Annotated in this window: 19 protein-coding genes; 6 read left to right on the top strand and 13 right to left on the bottom strand. The window is 63.6% G+C overall.

All coding sequences use genetic code 11. The annotated features are described in order from the left end of the window. Positions 1-13 precede the first annotated feature (13 nt). Positions 14-580 carry a cob(I)yrinic acid a,c-diamide adenosyltransferase gene (locus H4I92_RS11905; protein ID WP_077530802.1) on the top strand — a complete coding sequence of 189 codons (567 nt, stop codon included), beginning with the start codon at positions 14-16 and terminating at the stop codon, positions 578-580. On the opposite strand, the gene H4I92_RS11900 is transcribed toward H4I92_RS11905, so the two are convergent. The 4 genes from H4I92_RS11900 to H4I92_RS11885 all read right to left on the bottom strand — a co-directional run bounded on the left by H4I92_RS11900 (position 570) and on the right by H4I92_RS11885 (position 6,644). Beyond that, the gene (locus H4I92_RS11900) at positions 570-2,603 is read right to left on the bottom strand and encodes a methyl-accepting chemotaxis protein (RefSeq protein ID WP_077530801.1); all 2,034 of its coding nucleotides are present in this window, start codon (positions 2,601-2,603) and stop codon (positions 570-572) included. The genes H4I92_RS11905 and H4I92_RS11900 overlap by 11 nt on opposite strands. Before the next feature lie 226 nt (positions 2,604-2,829). Beyond that, a complete protein-coding gene (locus H4I92_RS11895) occupies positions 2,830-3,720 on the bottom strand; it encodes a hypothetical protein (protein ID WP_077530800.1) in 891 nt (296 codons plus the stop codon). Then, a complete protein-coding gene (ampD, locus tag H4I92_RS11890) occupies positions 3,720-4,310 on the bottom strand; it encodes a 1,6-anhydro-N-acetylmuramyl-L-alanine amidase AmpD (RefSeq protein ID WP_479694240.1) in 591 nt (196 codons plus the stop codon). Before ampD ends, H4I92_RS11895 begins: the two co-directional genes overlap by 1 nt. Positions 4,311-4,385: 75 nt before the next feature. Then, positions 4,386-6,644 carry a DUF1631 domain-containing protein gene (locus tag H4I92_RS11885; protein WP_077530799.1) on the bottom strand — a complete coding sequence of 753 codons (2,259 nt, stop codon included), beginning with the start codon at positions 6,642-6,644 and terminating at the stop codon, positions 4,386-4,388. A 127-nt stretch (positions 6,645-6,771) separates the two neighbouring features. On the opposite strand from H4I92_RS11885, the gene nadC reads away from it, so the two are divergent. Then, a complete protein-coding gene (nadC, locus tag H4I92_RS11880; protein WP_338072767.1) occupies positions 6,772-7,629 on the top strand; it encodes a carboxylating nicotinate-nucleotide diphosphorylase in 858 nt (285 codons plus the stop codon). Between the two features lie 73 nt (positions 7,630-7,702). Then, a complete protein-coding gene (thpR, locus tag H4I92_RS11875) occupies positions 7,703-8,287 on the top strand; it encodes an RNA 2',3'-cyclic phosphodiesterase (RefSeq protein WP_281247517.1) in 585 nt (194 codons plus the stop codon). Here thpR and H4I92_RS11870 read toward each other — a convergent pair. The 4 genes from H4I92_RS11870 to H4I92_RS11855 are packed head-to-tail and all read right to left on the bottom strand — an operon-like array spanning position 8,284 to position 11,474. Next, entirely contained in the window at positions 8,284-8,625 is a 342-nt protein-coding gene (locus H4I92_RS11870; RefSeq protein ID WP_218668206.1) for a YqcC family protein, read from the bottom strand. The genes thpR and H4I92_RS11870 overlap by 4 nt on opposite strands. Before the next feature lie 5 nt (positions 8,626-8,630). Then, the gene (locus H4I92_RS11865; RefSeq protein ID WP_077530797.1) at positions 8,631-9,428 is read right to left on the bottom strand and encodes a ParA family protein; all 798 of its coding nucleotides are present in this window, start codon (positions 9,426-9,428) and stop codon (positions 8,631-8,633) included. A 54-nt stretch (positions 9,429-9,482) separates the two neighbouring features. Next, a complete protein-coding gene (hda, locus tag H4I92_RS11860) occupies positions 9,483-10,184 on the bottom strand; it encodes a DnaA regulatory inactivator Hda (RefSeq protein WP_077530796.1) in 702 nt (233 codons plus the stop codon). Positions 10,185-10,193: 9 nt separating this feature from the next. Continuing rightward, on the bottom strand, positions 10,194-11,474 hold the full coding sequence (locus tag H4I92_RS11855; RefSeq protein WP_179105698.1) for a DUF2066 domain-containing protein: 1,281 nt from the start codon (positions 11,472-11,474) through the stop codon (positions 10,194-10,196). Positions 11,475-11,615: 141 nt separating this feature from the next. On the opposite strand from H4I92_RS11855, the gene purM reads away from it, so the two are divergent. The 3 genes from purM to H4I92_RS11840 are packed head-to-tail and all read left to right on the top strand — an operon-like array spanning position 11,616 to position 14,118. Further along, complete coding sequence (gene purM, locus H4I92_RS11850) at positions 11,616-12,671, top strand: phosphoribosylformylglycinamidine cyclo-ligase (RefSeq protein WP_077530794.1); 1,056 nt, start codon at positions 11,616-11,618, stop codon at positions 12,669-12,671. Beyond that, positions 12,671-13,330: a phosphoribosylglycinamide formyltransferase gene (gene purN / locus H4I92_RS11845; protein ID WP_077530793.1), complete on the top strand. Its 660-nt coding sequence runs from the start codon at positions 12,671-12,673 to the stop codon at positions 13,328-13,330. Before purM ends, purN begins: the two co-directional genes overlap by 1 nt. Before the next feature lie 56 nt (positions 13,331-13,386). Continuing rightward, on the top strand, positions 13,387-14,118 hold the full coding sequence (locus H4I92_RS11840) for a DUF3108 domain-containing protein (RefSeq protein ID WP_077530792.1): 732 nt from the start codon (positions 13,387-13,389) through the stop codon (positions 14,116-14,118). Here H4I92_RS11840 and H4I92_RS11835 read toward each other — a convergent pair. From H4I92_RS11835 to apbC, 5 genes are all read right to left on the bottom strand, one after another. Next, positions 14,109-15,371: a valine--pyruvate transaminase gene (locus H4I92_RS11835; RefSeq protein ID WP_077530791.1), complete on the bottom strand. Its 1,263-nt coding sequence runs from the start codon at positions 15,369-15,371 to the stop codon at positions 14,109-14,111. The genes H4I92_RS11840 and H4I92_RS11835 overlap by 10 nt on opposite strands. Positions 15,372-15,383: 12 nt before the next feature. Beyond that, positions 15,384-16,007 (bottom strand): DUF416 family protein, encoded by a 624-nt coding sequence (locus H4I92_RS11830; RefSeq protein WP_077530790.1) that lies wholly within the window; start codon positions 16,005-16,007, stop codon positions 15,384-15,386. 16 nt (positions 16,008-16,023) lie between these two features. After that, positions 16,024-16,593 (bottom strand): dCTP deaminase, encoded by a 570-nt coding sequence (gene dcd / locus H4I92_RS11825; RefSeq protein WP_077530789.1) that lies wholly within the window; start codon positions 16,591-16,593, stop codon positions 16,024-16,026. A gap of 74 nt (positions 16,594-16,667) precedes the next feature. Continuing rightward, positions 16,668-17,204 (bottom strand): DUF2062 domain-containing protein, encoded by a 537-nt coding sequence (locus tag H4I92_RS11820; protein ID WP_077530788.1) that lies wholly within the window; start codon positions 17,202-17,204, stop codon positions 16,668-16,670. A gap of 94 nt (positions 17,205-17,298) precedes the next feature. Then, entirely contained in the window at positions 17,299-18,387 is a 1,089-nt protein-coding gene (gene apbC / locus H4I92_RS11815) for an iron-sulfur cluster carrier protein ApbC (RefSeq protein WP_077530787.1), read from the bottom strand. Positions 18,388-18,506: the final 119 nt, after the last annotated feature.

Raw genomic sequence — 18,506 nt, 5'->3', positions numbered from 1 at the left:
AACGGATGCACGTATGGGTAACCGCCTCTCCAAGATCTACACCCGCACCGGTGATGACGGCACCACCGGGCTGGCCGATGGCAACCGCATCGCCAAGAACAGCCTGCGAGTGGAAGCCATGGGCACCATGGACGAACTCAACGCCCAGATGGGCATCCTGATCGAGTCACTCGGGGGTGAGGAAGCGGAACTGAAGGAGGTCCTGCAGCGGGTGCAGCACCACCTATTCGACCTGGGCGGCGAATTCGCCATCCCGGGAAGCCGGGTAGTGGCGGACAGTCACATCGACTGGCTCGAAGGCACCCTGGACCACTGGAACCAGGACCTGCCACCACTGAAGAACTTCGTGCTGCCAGGAGGTTCCATGCCCGCCGCCCAGTGTCACATGGCAAGAGCCGTATGCCGTCGCGCCGAGCGCATCACGGTGGCGCTGGGTCACGAGGAATCCATCAACCCGGATGCGCGACAGTACCTGAACCGGCTCTCGGACTTCCTGTTCGTGGCCTCGCGGGTGCTGGCGCGCCGCGAAGGCGCTGCAGAAGTGCTCTGGGACCAGCAGATGAGCAAGCCTACACCCTGAAGCGCTCCACCTGCTCATGCAGTGATGCGGTCAGATCCGAGAGTTCACGGCTGGCCGCAAGTGTCTCCTCGGCGTTGCCTGCGGTCTCACGGCCCACCTCGGAAATGGTCTCAACATTGCTGTTGATGTTGTTGGCCACAGCGGACTGTTCCTCGGCCGCCTGGGCGATCTGCTGACTCATGTCCACGATGCGCGAGATGGCATTGACGATGTTCTCGAGCGCCTCGGTCACCTCACCCGACTTGGTAACCGTCTCGTTGGTCACGTCGTGGCTGTTGTTCATGGCCTTGACGGCGTCCTTCACGCCGGAATGGAGCCGCCCGACCATCTCCTCGATCTCTTCCGTGGACTTGTGGGTGCGCTGGGACAGTGAGCGGACTTCGTCCGCCACGACCGCAAAGCCTCGTCCATGCTCACCGGCCCGGGCCGCCTCGATAGCGGCGTTCAGTGCCAGCAGGTTGGTCTGCTCGGCAATCGCCTTGATTTCGCCCACCACCTGGCTGATGCTGTCGCTGTCATTGCTGACCCGGTCGATGACATCTGCCGAGCCCTTGATCTCATCCGCCAGCCGGTTGATCGTCTGGACGGTATCACCGACCACGACACGTCCTTGGTCCGCCTCAGAATCGGCTTCATTGGCGTAGTCCGAAGCCTGCTGGGAGCTCTGGGCCACTTCCTGGACCGTATCCACCATCTGCTTCATGGCATCGTTGATCTGGTCGGTCTCCTGCATCTGGCGGGCGACCGCATCCGAATTGGAGGTGGCTGTCTCGTTCACGCGCTGTGCCTGCTGGTCCACCCGATTGACCGTCTCGCGCACCGACTCCACCAGTTCCCGGATGCTGGTAGTCATGCCGTTGAACTCGGTACTGAGCTCACCCAGCTCGTCCCGGCTGTTGAGTTCGAGCTGGACCCGCATGTCACCATCCGCGACACGGCGGGCGGAATCCGCGAACTTGCGGATGGCAGAGCGCACTGAGTAGTAGAAGCCGGTGTAGAGCCAGACAATGATCAGCAGCACCACTGCCAGTGAGGCAAAGATGACGGTCCGCTGTTGGCGCTCGCTGGCCAGGCGTGCCTCAAGCTGCCCCCGGATGGCGCCGAGTATGTCATTGCCCACGGAATAGAGCTGGCCAATGGGCTCGGACACACGCGCATCATAGTCCTCTGCCGGGAACTCAAGGCGGAAGGGAGTGATCACTTCCTCCTCCATGAGGTCACGGATCTCGATGGGCGCCTTGCTGAGCCGCTCCGCATCCTGTGTGAAACGCTGGCCAATAACAGGCGCTGCATCGAACCCCAGGTCGAAAGCCGTCTGAAGCTGGTTGCTGACGTTGGTGAGGCTGTCATAGATGCCGTTCATGCGCTCACTGAGCGGCCCCGAGAGCCGCCCCTCATTGAGCCCGTAAAGGCCGAAAGTGCGGGCTTGCCCCATCTCATCGGCAACCGGCGTCATGCCATTGATGACCAGCTCCAGCAGCATCTGCACGCTATTGGATGGATCCTGCCCCAGCCCGCTGACCTGGAGCACCGTGTTGCGCAGCGCCAGCGTCTTCTGGAAAAAACGATCGTAAAGATTGAACTGACGGTCCGGTGTCTGCAGGTACTGATTCTCCTCCAGCATGCCGTTCCAGGCCGAGGTCACCTCATCCAGCTGGGTCTTAAGGGTATCACCATTATCCAAGGTATCCGCATAGTCGCTCAGAACCTGCAGCTGCTGGGTGACCCTGGCCCTGGCCTGCTGTGACTTGTCCCGGAGTCCGCCTTCGAGCTCGCGCACCCGCACCACCGTGTGGTAATCGCGGAAACGCTGGGCACTGCGCACCAGATCATTGGCCTCGGCAACGGCCTCAGTACCATCCATCGCCCTTTCCAGATCATCAATGGAGACGTTCAGCTGGCTCACCAGAAGGTACCCGAGTCCCGCTATCGGGATCAGGAACAGGATGCTGATCAGGCTGAACTTGTAGACAAACTTCAGCCTGTTCATCAGCAGAATGGCGGGTGCTAGCAGTTTCTTCACGGTACGCCCTCCGAGCGTTCAAACACACCAGTCGTACTGGCAGGCCGGCCTGGGTCCCGCCGGCGCTATCGCCTGTGTGCCGCACTCCGATGCGGCGTCCATCGATTCAGAGAAGCCACTGGAATCATTCCGTGTCCGGAAGTCTAGGTCAGATGTGCCCCGGAACAAGCCCGATCCGTCAGTTTCATGGCCTGTTTAACGACTTTTTCCCGCGGATCTTGAGCCTTCAGGGCAGAATCCCCATGAGCGCGAGCACAGCCAGGACCGCCAGCCAGACAAGCAGGCTGCGGTTGAGCAGATGGCGTACGGCCAAAAGGCTCCTGTGGCCGTAATCCGGCCAGCCATCCGGGTCATGCGCCTGGAAGCGGGCGGGATCCAGGGCGTAGCTGGACAGGGCACTGCCGGCGGCAGTCAGCAGTACATCGCCACAGCTGTCCGTCCGCCGGGGATGACGGTTGCGGGGTTCGCCCGACCAGCCGGAAAAATCCCCGGCCACGGCAAAGCTGAATGACAGCAGCCAGCGCGGCGGCATGGCGAGCCAGTGGACCCAGCGCCCGAGGAGGTTGCGGACCCCTGTGGAAGGGTAATGGTCGCGCAGCATCAGGGCCACCAGGATCAGAACCACCCCGGCAGGGCCCAGGAGGGCATACCAGAACAGCGGCAGGAAGTAGCGTTCAAAGGTGGTCTGGATCAGAGCCCCACAGAGGCTCAGGTGAAGCTGCTCCGGTGCCAGCGCCGCACCGCGCTGCTCCACAGGCAGCAACGGCGCGACATGGTACCAGGCTGCCTGCATATCCCCGGAACGCCAGGCTGCACTGTAGGCCCTGAGCGGCGCCCGCCAGCCCGGCATGCCGGTACCGGCCACCAGCAGTGCGAGCGCCAGAAGGCTTGCCCAGAGCCCCCCGGCGATACCACTTGTCCCCCATGAAAGCAGACCGGTGAGAACAACGAGCAGTCCGTACAGGGGCAGCAGCCAGCGCAGCGTACGCCGCCCCCCGTCCTTTTCCGGCGGTGCATGCTCCAGGAGCCGCCTCTGCCAGTACCCCGGATCCAGCCAGCCGCGGGCATCGAGTTGCCGGCGCAGCATCCAGGCCAGAAGAATCACCAGAAGACGCATCAGCTCAGTCCCTCTGCCGTCTGTGCAATGCCCCGCCGGAGCCGCAGCCAGTCAAAGGCGGGCCCCGGATCGGTCTTGCGCTCCGGCGCAATGTCGGCATGCCCCACAACCCGGTCCGGGGTAATATACGGGAAACTGCGCATGATGCCCCGGGCCAGCGGAATCAGGCGGTCGTACTGGGCTTCCGTATAGGGCGTGTCATCGGTGCCCTCCAGCTCAATACCAATGCCGAAGTCATTGCATTCCGCCTGGCCATTGAAACAGGAACGCCCGGCGTGCCAGGCCCGATCCCGCAGGGAAACAAACTGCACCAGTTGCCCGTCGCGCCGGATCAGAAGGTGGGCTGATACACGCAGGTTACGCAGCCGCTCAAACCAGGGGTGCTCACTGCAGTCCAGGATGTTGCAGAAGAGGCGCTCGATGGCGTCGCCACCGAACTCACCGGGAGGGAGGCTGATACCGTGAATCACCAGCAGCGAAACGCCGGCTTCTGCAGGCCGGGCATCGTGGTTGTCCGAGGGCCTGGGTTGCGCCGCCGGCAGCCATCCCTCCGGGTTGGGCATCAGGAATTCAACAGGATCACTGGCCAATGCGCTTCCCTCACTCGCGGGTTCAGGCGGCAGTGAAGCACAGTGGCCATATTTTGCAAGAGGGAACCCGAAGCCTCAGGCGGTCTGCCCCTGGCGCAGGCTGTCGATGACCGACTCCAGGGCGCGGTCAAAGATCAGGCCATCATCCAGCATCTCGAGGGTGCCATCCGCCAGGGCCTGATTGACCTCCGGCATCATGTACTCCACCACCCGGGCGCCGTTGCGGTTAACAAAGATGTACTTGCCCGTGGCGCGGATGACCGCCGCCAGCTTGCAGCGCACAGGGCTGCCCTCAGGGGGCTGCCATGTAAGCCAGGCCCCCACGCTCAGGTCCGGGGGCGTCACCGCCTCGGCTTCTTCCTCGGGCTGCTCGGGCACGACCTCGGCAGGCGCTTCAAGCGGCTGCTCCGCAGCGAGCTCATCACCGGACGCTTCGGCCAGGCCTGGGGGCGCCTCGCTGGTGAGATCCAGCTCACTGCCGCCGGTGGTCTCCTGCGGCGCTTCTTCCTTCGGTGCGGTCTTCAGGCGCTGGAGCACATCCACATGCACCAGCTCAAGCTGATGCAGGCTGCGGTCCGTTTCAAAGGGATCCCAGCCGATCTTTTCCAGGCTCTCGCGCACGCTTCGCACAATGCCGGGGATCTCACGCAACAGCACTGAGCGGGTGGAGGCCAGGAAGGGTGCTGGGTCCAGGCTCCAGAGCAGCCTGTCGGTCAGCTCGCACTGCGCCTTCCAGCCTTCGCCCTCATCACCCTCGCGCAGGTAATGCCACTTGAGCACACGGAACCAGGCACTCTCCAGAAAGCCCTGCAGGCTCTCCGGCACCGTGTACCGAGCCCGTGCCTCGCTCAGGAAACGTTCCACCTCGGCCCTGGCCTGCTCATCCCGGGCGCGCCCTTCCTCGGCATCGCGCAGGCGCTGCTCCACCAGTTCGCGCCGCCGCCGATTCTTCTCCATGAAGGCGGTGAAGTCGTCCAGAACGGACTCAAAGACGCTCACGTCATCACTGTATTCATTCAGGATCCGGCTGACCGCGGATTCCATCTTCTCGTAGAGCGGATCACGGCTGCTCTCGCTGCCCTCGTTCCACACCAGCGCCGCCGAGGACAGCTCATTGAGCAGTTTACGGGCAGGATGACCACCACGCTCGAAGAAGGCCGGATCCACAAGGGCCACCTTGACCATGGGAATCTGAAGCCGGCCGATCAACGCCTGCATCGTCTCGGGCAGGCGGCGATCCTCCAGGATGAAATCGAACAGCATGGAAACCAGGTTGATCACGTCCGAATCCACCTGGCGCACATTGCGATCATTGCTGTTAACCAGTCCCTGGACAACAGGCACCACACCACCCGCTTGGGCGGCCTCGGCCGAAAGCTGAACCCCGGAGAGCATTTGCACCAGTTCGGAGGTCTGTACCGGAGCACCGCCCTGACCCGAACCAATGACCGGAAAGCCCTGACCAGCCCCCATGGAGCCGGACGGCATGCCGCCGCCCTGGCCAACGCCCGAATGCATCATCTCGATCAGGCTCCGGATGTCAGTGCCACTGGACTGCTCGGCCCCGTCACCGGAAACCTGGCCGCCGCTGGCCTGGCCTGACGAACCAGCGGGCGCACCCTGGCTGCTGTCGCGGCGCTGATGCTGGGGCATCGGATTCTTGAGGTTGGGGAGTACCCCCTCATCACTGAGGTGCTGGTTCGCCTCGGTGTACAGGTTATCCAGCTGATTGATCAGTAGTTTGTCGAACAGCTTGTAGATCACCAGGCGGGAGCGTATATCGATGGACAGAGAGGAGCAGACGTCAGCAAGACCGTGACAGATGACTTCCGGCCCGAGCGGATTGCGCGAGGACGCCAGGTCCGGGTTGCGGAGCAGTTCCGCGACACGCTGGCGCAGCAGCTCCACCTGGTCGGTGTAGCGGTTGCGGATGCGCTGGATCATGTTGTCCACCGCCACCTGCTCTTCCAGATCATCGTCCTCCACCAGCGAAAGCGACTCCAGGTCAGACTCGCCCTCGCTGTGCCGCCCCGGCGCCGGCTCGAAGTGACCGCCTTCGTTGAAGGCACGGCTCAGCCACTGCTGGAAGGCCATGGTCATGGACTTGCGCTGCATGCGCAGTTCACGCATGGCATCAAAGTAGGTGGTCTGCTCGGCATTGGAGCGTGAGCGTTCGGAGAGATCGAACAGGGCGTCATCGGCGCTGTCGAAGAAAGCGTCAAGCAGTGTGCGGAAACGGACCGCCGCCCTGTCGCGCAGGCTGATCAGCGGGGATGGCAGCTGGCGCCCTTCCCCGGACTGACCCAGGGTGACTACATTCTCTCCACGACTCATCTGTCTGGCTCCCGAACTTCAGCGAAACGCCGGTTGGATTTTCAACGGTTCCACTATAGAGTCGGAGCGCGTCAATCTGTGTCAGAATTTGTCACCTTTTGTGACCACCGTCAGCAAGGGCCAGACCATGATGAACCCGATCCCCGCTGCCACACTGCGTCAGGCCGTGACACGCGACGTCGCCGCCAGTATCGCCGAGGATGAAGGCTCCGGTGACCGCACCGCCGCCCTTATTGATCCGGCGCGCGTGGTCGAGGCCGGCGTTATTGTGCGTCATGAGGCGGTGATCGCCGGCAGACTCTGGGTGGATGAGTGCTTCCGGCAGGTGGATCCGCGCCTGGACGTGGTGTGGCACTGCAGTGAGGGGGAGCGGGTGGCGGCGGACTCGCTCCTCGTTACCATCACCGGCCCCGCCCAATCGCTGCTCACCGCTGAACGCATCGCGCTCAACTGGCTGCAGACGCTCTCCGGTGTGGCGACGCGCTGCCGGAACTATGCGGACCGTATCGCGCATACCGGAACCCGGCTCCTGGATACCCGCAAGACCCTGCCGGGGCTCCGCATCGCCCAGAAATACGCGGTGGGCTGTGGCGGCTGTGCCAACCACCGCATCGGCCTGTACGACGGCATCCTCATCAAGGAGAACCACATCGCCAGCTGCGGCTCCATAACCGCCGCCGTTGAGCGTGCCCGGCAGACATCCCCGGATGTGCCCCTGGAGGTGGAGACGGAAACCGAAGCGGAAGTGGCGGAAGCCATTGCTGCCGGCGCCGAACGCATCATGCTGGATGAGTTCCCGCTGGAGAGCATGGCGCGGATGGTGGAACGCTACCGTGGTCAGGCCCGTTTTGAGGCCTCCGGCGGCATTACGGAGGACAACCTGGCGGCCATTGCGGAAACCGGCGTCGACTTTATCTCCCTGGGCATACTGACCAAAGACGTCACGGCCGTGGATCTCTCGCTGCGCATCCGGGGCGATACCTAAGAAGGGCACAGCGGCCCGTGAGCGTCTATAGTGAGAGACAGACAGGTTGCCTGCGACAGAGGAGGAGCCGAAGGTGGCCGATGCGATTCGAAGTTTCCTTGCAGTGCCGGTAGGAAAATCCGTGGCCGACCCCCTCATGGCCACGGTCAATGCCTCAACCCACGCCCTGCCGCCCTTGCGGGTCACCCCATGGGCGAACCTGCACCTGACACTGGTTTTTCTGGGCGCCATTCCACGCTCAGTCCTGGATGAGCAGGTCATTCCGCGGGTGGGTGAACTGCTGGCGGGCGGGCGCCCGGGCCGGATCCACTTCCGCCAGGTAGCGGGTTTCCCCGATCCCGGCAGCCCCCGCCACCTGGTCCTGGAAGGTTACGCCTCCCCCACCATCGAAACGCTTCAGCGCACCCTCAGGGAGGGCTTGGCGGAGACACTCGGGCATGCCCGGCAGGAACAGCAGTGGCGCCCACACATCACGGTCGCCCATTTCCGGGACCGCAAACCGCGCCCCATAACAGCCACGCCCTGGCAGGCGGAACTGCCAGTGGCCGAGGTCTGTCTCTACGAAAGCGAGCAGGGCCTGCACGGCCCCGTGTACAGGGTGCGGGAGCGCTGGCCGCTGGCTCAGGAACCGGACGAGGCCGACGCTACGGAGACCTAGCGCGCGGCGGTTACCAGCTCATCCAGCCGCCGGAGCGCCTCGATCAGCAGGCTCCCGTCCTGCTCAAGGTTCCGGAAGTATTCCTCGGCCATGGGGGCCACATCACACCAGGGAGGCATGGATTCGCCCCCTTCCAGCATACCCTCCAGCTTGGGCAGGAACACGAACTGGACCCACTCCGGGAAGTTCATGGTATCCACGCAGAAGGGCTGCACACTGGCAAAGGCCTCGGGTGATGGCGGCACAGTGCTGTGCAGCGCCAGTTCCGAAAGTGCCTGTTCCACGCTTTTCATGCTGCCAGGCAGAGCCTGGCGCGCGTGTTCCCGATCCATCGCCATGCGCCTCAGGCTCCCAGCGGTTCCACATCCACGGTCTCACCATTGAGCAGACCGTAGAGATCCTGGAAACGCGCCGTGAGGTTGTGCTTCGGCGCCATATGGATCAGGGGCCGGCCCACCTGGTGGGATTCCTTCATCTTCACCGAGGACGGCAGGCGGACCGGCAGCACCGGCAGCCCCTCATCCGTCAGCTCCTGGACAAGCCGGCGCGGCAGGCTGGCCTGGCTCTGGAACTGGTTGGCGATGATGCCCTCGATCATCAGGTCCGGATTGTGATCCTCCTGGAGCTCCTGGATCTCGCCCATGATGCTGTACAGCGCCTGGCGGGAGAAATCGTCGCAGTCAAAGGGGATCAGGCAGCGTTGCGCCGCGATCAGAGCCGAACGGGTATAGAAGTTCAGCGCCGGTGCCGTGTCGATGTAGATCGCATCATAGAGGTCACTGAGGCGGCTCAGGTGATCGCGCAGCTTGTAGATCTTATGCTTGGCTTCCAGCTTGCGCTCCAGGTAGTCCAGCTCGGGACTCGAGGGCAGCACATGCAGGTTCGGGAACGCCGAGGCATGCACGAATTCCTCGGGGCGGCGGCTGGAGATGCGGAAAGCGATGGACTGTTCGAGCAGGTCGGCCACCGTGTCCTTCAGCTCTTCCGCGGGCTTACCCAGCAGATACTGGGTCGAATTGCCCTGCGGATCCAGGTCAACCACCAGTGTCCGCACCCCGCGGCTGGCACTGATGGCCGCCAGATTGCTCACGATACTGGATTTCCCCACACCGCCCTTCTGATTGAAAACAACCCGGCGCATGGCTTTCCCCCTGTGTTGTTGCTGTTATCGATGAAATCCCTGTAGTTCGGGAGTCTACCAGCCCAGCACCTGCCTGACGAAGGGTACTGTCAGCCGTCTCTGCTGTTGCAGCGAGGCCTCGTCCAGGCGGTCCAGAAGCCCCAGCAGTTCGCCTGGATCCCGGGGAGCACGGCGCAGGATGTAACGGGTCACCTCCTCCGGCATGGCAAGCCCACGGTTTTCCGCACGCGCCCTGAGCATGGCCGCGCGCTGGTCATCGTCGGGAAGGGCCAGCTGCCAGACGGGCAAGGCCCGGAGGCGCGATGCCAGATCCGGCAGCGCCCAGTCCAGCGCCGCCGGCGGCTGCCGGCTGGCGATCAGCAGGCGGCCGCCGGCATCCTGCACACGGTTGAACAGGTGCAGCAGTGCCTCCTGCCAGGCGGGATTGGCAGGCAGTCCTTCCAGATCATCCAGACAGACGGGATCGAACCCCTCAAAACCCTGAAGCGCCTCCGGCGCCAGTGTCGCCGCCTCGCGCAGACTGAGCGACACCGGCTGGAGGCCGGCCGCCTCCGCGGCCAGGCAGACGGCATTGAGGAGGTGGCTCTTACCCGCGCCGGCATCGCCGCACAGCACCACGGAACCGGCGTCCGCAGAGGCCGGCCAGGCCTGAAGCCGAGCAACCAGCGCCGCGTTGGAGCCGGCCTGGAAGTTGTCGAAGCCGGCTTCATCCCGCAGCCGAATCCGAAGGGGAAACTGGGAAGGCGTCTGTGTCATGGCCCCATTCTACTGCAGCGTGGCACCGCTTGCCCCGGCATCCTCTCCGGAATCCAGCGGCACGATCTCCTGCGCCTCACCACGGCCGGGCAGCATGCCGCTGCCGCGCTCGCCGTCCCAGCGGTAGTACAGCCTGAGCGCACCATCCTCGGGGTCAGCGGGAATCGCACCGTCCGGCGGCCCGCCCATCAGCACCAGCCGCTCATCGAGCCCGATGTAATCACGCAGAACGCGCAGATCACCGTTGAAGGCCAGCTCCAGGGTCAGGTGATGCTGCTGTACCGTCTCCACCTGCACCGAGCGGATCGGCTCCAGTCCGGCCAGGGAGCGGCGCACACCGGCATAGGACTCCAGCGACCCCACATTGGTCACCACCATATGCGAGGAACGCAGGTCCTGCCCCTTGGGTGGCGCAACGGCATAACGGTCGGCAAGCCGGTCAGCCCAGGCGTCCACCAGCTGTCGCACCACCATGGCCCGCTCATCCTCCCGGACGACACCGTCCGCTACCCGGTCATCGCCCCGCCACAACTGCCAGCGTGCCCGCCAGCCACCACCGGCACGATTGACCCTGACCGTCGCCATCAGGTCATGAGGGTAGCGTCGGGACGCCTGCTGTATGGGCCTCTGAAACAGCCCCCAGATCTCGGAAAGACTGACTTCCGAACGATCCCGGTCATCATGGAAGGGCAATGCAAGCGGCAGCCCCCGACGCTGGGATTCAGCCCAGAGTGGTTCCTTCCAGGGCCCCCGTTCTGCGGCAATGGCTTCCCTGTCCAGAGGCTGCATGGGTTCCTCCAGAAAGGGAGGAAGGGTATTTTCCCGGTGGATCAGCTCACGATCACCGCGATCATCCACCGCAAACCAGACCAGAATCCGGGGACGGCTGGCGCCCCACACCGCTACGCCCCGCTCAGCCAGCATCTGACCGACTGCCGGCGCACTCAGAGTGGCATGCAGCTCAAGCTTCTCTTCGTTACGCCGGTAGCTGAAGGCATCGATGAAGCGGGCGGCATCTCCATCCAGGGCGCGCTCAGGGGTACTGCCCCCATCATCGGCCGGCACCAGCTCCCGCACATCGGCGGGATCACCGGTGAGACGCAGCAGCACCTGGCGCAGGGCTTGCCGGAAAGCCTCATCCCGCGCCCCGGGACCGGTATCATCAACCGGTACCACCGCCTGGTACAGGCGGTCCACAACCACTGCCTGAGCAGGGCCGGCCAGCACCAACAGCAGCAGAAGACCACCTGTCAGCAGCCCTGCCCGAAACCGATCAATGCGCTGTTCCACCCGAACTCCCATCGTCCACTGTCTCGCCCTCTAAGGTCGGCTCAGGATACAACAACCACCACGAGCACGACACCCACGGCATTTGGCCGGGGATGGCCACGGTGCTAGAATCCGCGCAATGCCCGTTTCGAGGAACGCCCCATGAGCGATACCAACCAGGGAATGACCTACCGCGACGCCGGAGTCGACATTGATGCCGGCAGTGAGCTGGTCGACCGCATCGGCGAGAGCGTTGCACGCACCCAGCGGCCGGAGGTTCTGGGTGGCCTGGGCGGTTTCGGAGGGGCCTTCGCAGTACCAGAGGGCTACAAGGAGCCTGTCCTGATCTCCGGGACAGACGGAGTCGGCACCAAGCTCCGACTGGCCATGGACACGGAACGCCACGACCGCATCGGTATCGACCTGGTGGCCATGTGCGTGAATGACATCATCGTCACCGGCGCCGAACCCCTGTTCTTCCTCGACTACTACGCCACCGGCAAGCTCAACAACGACATCGCCGCCGATGTCATCAAGGGCATTGCCCAAGGCTGCGAGAACGCCGGCTGCTCGCTGGTTGGCGGCGAGACCGCGGAAATGCCCGGCATGTACCAGGGTAACGACTACGACCTTGCCGGCTTCTGCGTGGGGATTGTGGAGCGCAAACGCCTGATCGACGGAAGCCGTGTGGAAGCCGGTAACGCCCTGATCGGTCTCGGATCCTCGGGCCCGCACTCCAACGGCTACTCCCTGATCCGCCGCATCCTGGAGCACACCGATGCGGACCTGAAGCAGTCCGTGGGCACGGAGAGCCTGGGTGAGGCCCTGATGGCGCCCACCCGCATCTATGTGAAGCCGCTGCTGGAGATCCTGCACCAGTTCGATGTCCGCGCCATGGCCCACATCACCGGTGGCGGTCTCACCGAAAACGTGCCGCGCGTGCTGCCCGAAGGCACGGAAGCGGTCATCGATACCCACAGCTGGCAGTGGCCAGACGTCTTCCAGTGGCTGCAGCGCGCCGGTAACGTAGCCACCGATGAGATGTTCCGCACCTTCAACTGCGGTGTCGGCATGGTGGTCTGCATTCCGGAGACCGAGCGTGACCAGGTTCTGGAAACTCTCAATGACGCGGGCGAGGATGCGTGGCTCCTGGGCTATATCCAGGAATCCGATGACTCCGCCGGTGTCCGTTTCGTCCCCGACAACAGCGAACGCTGATGCCGGATGCCCTGCCACGTATCGTTGTTCTCATCTCCGGGGGTGGCACCAACCTCCAGGCACTGATCGACGCCGAGGCCGCCGGCACGCTGGATGGCACCATTGCCGGGGTCATCAGCAACCGGGCGGGGGTCAGGGGCCTGGAGCGGGCTGAAAACGCCGGCATTCCCGTTCAGGTCATTCCGCACCGCGACCATGCCAGCCGGGAATCCTTCGACCAGGCCCTGATGGCCGCTATTGATGGTTTCAGTCCGGATCTGGTGGTCCTGGCCGGTTTCATGCGCATCCTCACGGACGCTTTCGTGCAGCACTACCAGGGGCGACTGCTCAACATCCATCCCTCGCTGCTGCCTGCCTGGCCCGGCCTGCACACCCATCGCAAGGTTCTGGAAGCCGGGGAAGCGGAACACGGCGCCACGGTGCATTTCGTCACCGAGGAGCTGGACGGTGGCCCGCCCATCATTCGGGGGCGGGTCCTTGTGAACCCGGACGATGACGAGGACAGCCTGGCAGGCCGCGTGGGCACCCAGGAACGCCGGATCTACCCCGAGGCTGTGCGCTGGTTCTGCCAGGGGCGGCTGCGCCTGGCTCAGGGCCGGGCGCAGCTGGACGGCACACCCCTGGACGAACCGGTGGATATTGACGCCCAAAACGCTTGAGCCGGTAACAGGGTTCTCATAGGGTAGAAGCAAAACGTCCAACAAGGGATGCTGACATGGACCCGATCCGCCGCCTGTTCCTCACAGTCGCCGCCGCTGTGCTGCCTTCCACCGCTTTCGCACAGGACGTGGACCTCTACCCCATGACCACCACCTATGGTGCGGAGCTTGAACGCGGCATCACCATCAGCGGCGAAGCCACACGCTCACTGGAGCGTACGGACACCGGCCGCTGGGTCTACCGCTTTGATGTGGATTCCTTCGTGGCGGATATCCGCGAATCCAGCCGCTTCCGTTTTGAGGACCAGACTGTGATCTCGGAGCGGTACCGCTACAGCCTCGAAGGCTTCTTCCTCTCAAACCGCTACAAGAAGCTCGATTTCGACTGGGATAAGGACGTCATTGTGGACCGTGAGAACAACCAGCGTATCGATATGAGCGAACAGCCGGGCGTCCAGGACCAGCTCGGGGCCCAGCTGCAGCTCTGGGTGGACCTGCGCGCTGGCAAGGAAACCATGGAGTACGTGATCCCTGACGACGGCGACTTCAAGGACTACCAGTTCGAGGTGCTGAGAGAGGAAACCCTGGACACCCGCGAGTTCGGCGACGTGGAGACGGTCGTCGTGGAGCGGATCCGGGACGAGGACTCACCCCGCACCACCATGATGTGGTTCGCCCCTGAATGGGATCATCTGCTGGTGCGGCTGGAGCAGACCAATGACGAGGGCGAGAACTTCGAGATCTACCTCAAGAGCGCCACCCTCGACGGCGAACGCATTCAGCCCTGAGCCCAGGCCCGCTTCACTTCCTCGGCGATGGCATGGAGACCGCGGGCTACATCCACCTCGTTCTGGGAATAGGTCACACGCAGGCACTCATGCCGGTGACGCCAGTCCTCGTCCGGCAGCCCCGGGAAGAAGTAGTGCCCTGACACCACCAGCACCCCCCTGGCCTTGAGCCGCTTGTAGAGCTCCAGGCTGCTGATGGGCAGGTCCGGGAACCAGAGCCACAGGAACATGGCACCCTCGGGCTTATGGACCCGCCAGGGGCAGTCGTCGCCCATGGCCTCCCGGAAGGCCGCCACGGCACTCTCCATCTTGCGCTGGTAGACGGGCTGCACCAGATCCCGGCTCATGCTGATGATCTCGCCACTGCGCACCAGCGGCTCCGCCAGCATGGCCCCGAAACTCCCGGTGGCCAGGTTCATGATGGCGTTGACGCCGGACAGGGCCCGGATCACCGGCTTGTCGGCAATCACAATGCCGGTGCGCGCCGCCGGAATCCCCAGCTTGGACAGGCTCAGGCAGAGGATGTGCTGGGGCGTCCAACGCGGCGAGGCCTCGGTGTACATCAGGTCCGGGAAGGGGGTGCCGTAGGCGCCGTCCACGATCAGCGGAATGTCGTGCTGCCGTGCCAGCTCTTCCAGACCCAGCATCTCGCCGTCGGTCAGCACGTTACCCGTGGGGTTCGTGGGCCGGGAGACACAGATGGCAGCGGTGTCCTCGGTGATCTCCAGCTGGGAAAAGTCGACCCGGTACTTGAACTGGTTGTCACCCAGTTCCTCGATCTCGGGCCGCACCGCCCGGAACAACCCCGGCGTCAGACCGGCATCCCCATAACCGATGTACTCCGGCGCCAGCGGCAGCAGGATGTGCTTGTGGCTGCCGTCCGGATGTTCACCCGCCAGCATGTTGAACAGCATGAAGAACGCGGACTGGCTGCCATTGGTCAGCCCCACGTTCTCCGTGGTCAGGCCCCAGTCATACTCGCGGTTGAGCAGTTCCACCAGGCTGGCAATGAACTGCTTTTCGCCCTGGGGCGGGTCATAGACACCGGTCAGGCGCCGGAACTGTTCTGGGTTGTCCACCAGCTCCTTCATGATCGCCTGCAGCCGGTCGGTCACTTCCGGCAGGTGGCCCGGATTGCCGCCGCCCATCATCACCACGTCGCCACCCGAGGCCATGGCCTCGCCCAGATCGTCCATCAGCGAATTGATGCCGGCGTCTTCGCCCAGCTTCTGACCGAAGGATGAGAGTTTCATGCAGGCTCCCGTTCAGGATTGGTTCGCGTTCGCCCAGCGCTCGGGAACTTCCAGACCCAGGCTGCTGACGCCGTCGTTATGCGCCATTTCATGCAATTCGTTCAGGGTCTCGCCATCCGGTGCCTGGGCCCGGCGCAGGGTCTCATTAAGCGTCTTCTGGAACGATTTCTCCGCTTTCACCAGTTCATGGTCATCAAACAGCTTCACCAGCGCGTCATCGTCCAGCCCCTCGCCCTCGGTTACCTCGATGAAGGTGGTCACCGCCTCCAGGGCGCGAGCCGCGGCGTCAAAGGCGCGCTTCTTCTCCGGGTTCACATGGCACAGGAACGCCTGTTCAAGAAGGTGCCAGGCATCCATGGCCGGTGCCACACCATAGAAATCATACTCGGCGGGGTCCGGATACACCTCTTCCAGGCGGGTCAGCTGCTTCAGGGGATCCACATCGTGGTCCCTGATTGCCAGCATCCGCCAACCCCAGTCCAGCGCATCCCGGAAGCGGTCGCCCCACTCGGGCTCGGTGATTTCCGCAAAAAGCGCATAGTTGGGGAAGGCGCGCTCGGCCAGCGCCAGTATGAAAGCGTACTGGCGCCAGCCGGTCAGGCGGTTCATCTCGCGCTGCCACTGCTTCGAATTCATGGGCCGCTCCCGGCGCTCAGGTCTTGGGCAGGGTCACGCCGCGCTGGCCCATGTACTTGCCCTTGCGGTCCGCATAGCTGGTCTCACAAACCTCGTCGGACTCCAGGAACAGCATCTGGGCCACGCCCTCGTTGGCATAGATTCGCGCGGGCAGGTTGGTGGTGTTCGAGAACTCCAGGGTCACCTGGCCTTCCCACTCTGGCTCCAGCGGCGTGACATTCACGATGATACCGCAACGGGCGTAGGTGGACTTGCCCAGACAGATGGTGAGCACGTTGCGCGGGATCCGGAAGTACTCCACCGTCTGCGCCAGCGCAAAGGAATTGGGCGGAATGATGCAGGATTCCCCGGAGATGTTGACAAAACTGTCCTCGTCAAAGTTCTTGGGATCCACCGTCGCCGAATGCACGTTGGTGAAGATCTTGAACTCGGAGCTGCAACGCACGTCGTAGCCGTAACTGGAGGTGCCGTAGGAGATGACCCGGCCCTTCTCCGCAGTCTCCTTGATCTGCCCCGGCTCGAAGGGTTCGATCATGCTGTGTTCCTCCGCCATCCGGCGGATCCAGCGATCGGATTTGATGCTCATGCTGCGTCAACGCCCACGATTGGATGATTTGGGATAGTCGACAATCATACCGCAGCTGGCACTGGCACCGAAAGTCAGGGGCCGGGAGCCGCTCCGTTACGGCGCTGCTTGCGGAGGCGGCGGCGAGCAAGAAGCCATCGGGAGAGGCCATGGGTGGCCAAGTAGCCACCCACCGCAAAGGGCACGGCAACGATCAGGCTGCCTATGATCGTGAACGTCATGGTATCCCCTGCCCGCTCGAACATCCATGACGGGATGAAGTCCATGGACACCGGCAACAGCACGGTCAGGAGCTCGCCCAGCTCATGGAAGCCCCAGTAGAGCGGTGCCATGGTGATCGGGTTGCTCAGCCAGGACACGGCAAAGGCCGCCGGAAAGTTACCGCGCAGCACCACACAGCCAATGATCATGAACACGGTCTGGAAGCCCACCGTGGGTGTCAGCCCCACGAACAGACCGACGCTGACGCCACGGGCCGCCGCCTCAACGCCGCCCCTGAGACACCCGGTCACGTAGAGCATGTTCCACAGACGCGGGTGACCCACCAGCCAGTTATGGCCGCGGCGGCGGAGGACCCGGTAACGGGCCTGAAGTGTGGGGAATCGTTTCATATGCCCCTGGCTGATGGATGCTGGAGGCTGCAAGGACCCCGTTTATAACGCAAAGGCCACTGCCACGCCATTAAGACTCGTTTACGGCCTGTAATCACGAACTCATCGCGGCTATGGGAGAGCTGGTATCCCGCTCCCTCTGCGACAGCGCCGCTCCCACCCGCCGGGCGAGATCAGCGTAGATCCGCGAGACTTCCGAGTCCGGTTCCGCCACCACCGTCGGGTTGCCCCCGTCAGTCTGCTCCCGGATGGTGCGGTGCAGCGGCAACTGAGCCAGAAGCGCCACATCATAGTCCGCGGCCAGGCGTTCGCCACCGTCACTGCCGAACAGCGGATCATGATGCCCACAATGGCTGCAGATGTGCGTGCTCATGTTCTCAACCACGCCCAGCACCGGGATATCCACCTTGCGGAACATCTCGATGCCCTTCTGGCCATCCATCAGCGCCATGTCCTGGGGCGTGGTGACCACAACCGCACCGGTCACGGGCACTTTCTGCGCCAGGGTCAGCTGGATATCGCCGGTGCCTGGCGGCATGTCCACCACCAGGTAATCCAGATTATCCCACAGGGTCTGCCCAACCATCTGCTGGACAGCACCGCTGACCATGGGCCCGCGCCAGATCATGGGAGTCTTATCCGTGATCATGAAAGCCATGGACATGGCCTGGATACCGTGGGCCTCAATCGGTACGAAATATTTTTCCTGTTTCGTCTCCGGCCGGGTGCCCTCGGGAATCCCAAGCATCAGGCCCACGTTCGGGCCGTAGATGTCCGCGTCCAGGATGCCCACCCGCGCGCCCTCGCCCGCCAGCGCCAGGGCCAGGTTCACGGCGGTGGTGGACTTGCCCACACCGCCCTTGCCGGAGGCCACGGCAATGATATTGCTTACGCCGCCCATGGCATGCAGTTCACCCTGGGCCTTGTGGGGGTGGATATTGTGGCTGGTGGTAATGCGAACGTCTTCCACACCCTCCACATCTTCGATGGCATGGGTCAGCAGCGACCTGGCGCCACCGGCAATGCCGCCCCAGGCATAGCCCAGCTGGATCTCGAAAGAGACCGTGCCGTCCTCGATCGACAGGTTACGGATTGCGCCCAGCGACAGGAGATCCTGCTTGAGATAGGGGTCCGTGTACTGGCGTATGGTCTGCTCGACCGCCTTCTGGTCAATCGCCGTCATGCTGCTCCCGGAAATGATGGATTCTCATACCCTCAATGATACGCCCGGCACCGGGCAGGCGGCCAGACAGGCGGGGTGAAAAAAACGCCGTTGGACGGTATCATCGGCGGCTCCAACAC

The sequence above is a fragment of the Vreelandella halophila genome (assembly GCF_019903425.1).
Lineage (GTDB): Bacteria > Pseudomonadota > Gammaproteobacteria > Pseudomonadales > Oleiphilaceae > Halospina > Halospina halophila.
This window is presented reverse-complemented; position numbering and strand designations above follow the sequence as displayed.

What these genes read in the sequence shown, in the direction of transcription:
- H4I92_RS11905 (WP_077530802.1), top strand. Translation starts at nt 14, where the DNA reads ATGGGTAACCGCCTCTCCAAGATCTACACCCGCACCGGTGATGACGGC.
- H4I92_RS11895 (WP_077530800.1), bottom strand. Translation starts at nt 3,720, where the DNA reads ATGCGTCTTCTGGTGATTCTTCTGGCCTGGATGCTGCGCCGGCAACTC.
- H4I92_RS11885 (WP_077530799.1), bottom strand. Translation starts at nt 6,644, where the DNA reads ATGAGTCGTGGAGAGAATGTAGTCACCCTGGGTCAGTCCGGGGAAGGG.
- nadC (WP_338072767.1), top strand. Translation starts at nt 6,772, where the DNA reads ATGATGAACCCGATCCCCGCTGCCACACTGCGTCAGGCCGTGACACGC.
- H4I92_RS11870 (WP_218668206.1), bottom strand. Translation starts at nt 8,625, where the DNA reads ATGGCGATGGATCGGGAACACGCGCGCCAGGCTCTGCCTGGCAGCATG.
- H4I92_RS11865 (WP_077530797.1), bottom strand. Translation starts at nt 9,428, where the DNA reads ATGCGCCGGGTTGTTTTCAATCAGAAGGGCGGTGTGGGGAAATCCAGT.
- hda (WP_077530796.1), bottom strand. Translation starts at nt 10,184, where the DNA reads ATGACACAGACGCCTTCCCAGTTTCCCCTTCGGATTCGGCTGCGGGAT.
- purM (WP_077530794.1), top strand. Translation starts at nt 11,616, where the DNA reads ATGAGCGATACCAACCAGGGAATGACCTACCGCGACGCCGGAGTCGAC.
- purN (WP_077530793.1), top strand. Translation starts at nt 12,671, where the DNA reads ATGCCGGATGCCCTGCCACGTATCGTTGTTCTCATCTCCGGGGGTGGC.
- H4I92_RS11840 (WP_077530792.1), top strand. Translation starts at nt 13,387, where the DNA reads ATGGACCCGATCCGCCGCCTGTTCCTCACAGTCGCCGCCGCTGTGCTG.
- H4I92_RS11835 (WP_077530791.1), bottom strand. Translation starts at nt 15,371, where the DNA reads ATGAAACTCTCATCCTTCGGTCAGAAGCTGGGCGAAGACGCCGGCATC.
- H4I92_RS11830 (WP_077530790.1), bottom strand. Translation starts at nt 16,007, where the DNA reads ATGAATTCGAAGCAGTGGCAGCGCGAGATGAACCGCCTGACCGGCTGG.
- dcd (WP_077530789.1), bottom strand. Translation starts at nt 16,593, where the DNA reads ATGAGCATCAAATCCGATCGCTGGATCCGCCGGATGGCGGAGGAACAC.
- H4I92_RS11820 (WP_077530788.1), bottom strand. Translation starts at nt 17,204, where the DNA reads ATGAAACGATTCCCCACACTTCAGGCCCGTTACCGGGTCCTCCGCCGC.
- apbC (WP_077530787.1), bottom strand. Translation starts at nt 18,387, where the DNA reads ATGACGGCGATTGACCAGAAGGCGGTCGAGCAGACCATACGCCAGTAC.